This is a genomic window from SAR324 cluster bacterium, from assembly GCA_029245725.1.
Classification (GTDB): Bacteria; SAR324; SAR324; order SAR324; family NAC60-12; genus JCVI-SCAAA005.
Window position 1 is genome coordinate 1 of the sequence record JAQWOT010000037.1, and the last position, 2,001, is coordinate 2,001.

Below are 2,001 nucleotides of genomic sequence, written 5' to 3' on the forward strand. Positions count from 1 at the left end.
ATTGATAGCTTTGCCTCAAACCTCTCAAAATTGTGATTGTTTCCTCAATACTTGGTTCACGTACAAGGATAGGCTGAAACCTTCTGGCGAGGGGCGCATCTTTCTCAATATACTTCTTGAATTCCTTTAGGGTTGTTGCCCCAATACACCGTAAGCGCCCCCTGGCAAGTGCGGGCTTTAGCATATTTGCAGCATCGACACTTCCCTCAGCACCACCTGCCCCAACCAACATATGTAACTCATCAACAAAAAGTAGAATTCGCCCTCTGGATTCCTCAACTTCACGAATAAGTTGTTTCATCCTTTTCTCAAACTCACCTCGGTAGGTAGTACCTGCAATCATTGTCGCCAGATCTAGAGAGACTAATCTACGATCTTTCAACCACTCAGGCACATCTCCTCGAACTATTCGCTGAGCGAGGCACTCGACAATGGCGGTTTTGCCCACACCAGCTTCTCCAAACAAAACCGGGTTATTCTTTGTTCGGCGAGATAAAACTTGAATAAGATTCCGAATTTCCTCCTCCATTCCAATTACGGGGTCCAACTCACCCAATCGAGCCATGGCAACCAAATCCAAACAATAATCTTCGATTGCTGATTCAGATAATTTACTGCCTTGAACAATGATTTGTTCTGCTTTGGAGAGGCCAGATAATTCTTTTCTCAAATGATCTGCGGAAGCACCCAGACTGTTCCAAATCTCCCCCAAAAAACCCTCATGAAAGTTCAGCAAACCCAATAAAAGATGATCAACATTAGTGTAAGTTTCATTCAGCAAAGTTGCTTCTTTCTCAGCACTCAAAATGATTCCGTGCAGAGATCTTGAAATGAATGTTTGCGCTGAATTTTCCTGATCTTTTGGGAAGTCTCTTATCTGCAGTTGGAGCTTTTGCTGAATAATTCCATTTTCTAACTGGAGCTTATCCAAGCAAAACTCTGTCATGGGATCATTCTGCTCCAGAAGACTTAAAAGGAGGTGCTCTGGTTCTACCTTGGCTTGACGGCCCTCCAACGCCATTTGCTGCGCTTTCAATAATGCTTCTTCAGCTTTCAGAGTAAAATGACTTAGAGAAATGCTCATTGACTTATGAACGCTTTAAATTAGGGAGTGAGAATTGGCACATTCAAGCAAAGTACAAGCCACTACCTGAATGATTTTGAGTTTTCAAAATAGACCGAAAAATGAAATTTTTATTTCTAACTTTAATTTATTTATTTAGTATTTAACTAGATCTCCAATATTCTTTTTTTAATGAATAATTTTATGAACTTAAAATCGAAAACTTTGCCAAATATCAAAACACTATTTTTTTCTTGCCTAATCTACCTAAAATTTGACCTGGCTATTCTCTGAATCCAGCAGAATCAATTAAGCAAAGGCATGTAAAAATCTATTCAAATCATTTACCTTCCTGAATTTTAAGAGTATTTGCAGTATTTCAATGGGTTATTAAGCCATTAAACACACTCATCACTTTTTGATTGATGCCAGAACTTATATCTCTTAATGCAAAAAATGGCTTCTATGCGGAAAGTTTCGTTATTTCCTCAGACCTTTCTAAATTCACTGAACTTCCAATTGCACTTCGCTGGTACGGATTTGAGCACTTGAATGACAGGGCAGGGATTGAGGATCTTGGGAATTTCTATGGACTCCACCCACTTCTAATTGAAGATATTGTCCATCAGAATCAAAGACCTAAACTAAATGATCAGGCGTTGGAGCAATTGCGTAGTTTGGGCAAAGGAAGTAATCTCTGGGATTTGGAGATCCAAGGATGCAATGTCCTCACTGTGCTCATCCAGACTACATCTTCTTTGGTAAGAATCGAGGGGCCCAACGCTACCGCTGCCAAGCTTGTCGACGAACCTTTCAGACGCTTCGCAGAGGCAAGGATCCAGCCCTCAAAGAACAGGCTCAAAAGCTATACCTTAAAGGACTGGGGCTCAGAGCCATTGGCAGAATCCTCGGAGTGCATCACAAAACTCTCTCCCGCT

Annotated in this window: 2 protein-coding genes; one reads left to right on the forward strand and one right to left on the reverse strand. The window is 41.0% G+C overall.

What is annotated here, in order from left to right:
* A partial coding sequence (locus tag P8O70_01280; GenBank protein MDG2195516.1) for an AAA family ATPase occupies positions 1 to 1,084 on the reverse strand: 1,084 nt, incomplete at its 3' end.
* Positions 1,085 to 1,781: 697 nt separating this feature from the next.
* On the opposite strand from P8O70_01280, the gene P8O70_01285 reads away from it, so the two are divergent.
* Positions 1,782 to 2,001: helix-turn-helix domain-containing protein (locus tag P8O70_01285; GenBank protein MDG2195517.1), on the forward strand; the 220-nt coding region annotated here is incomplete at its 3' end.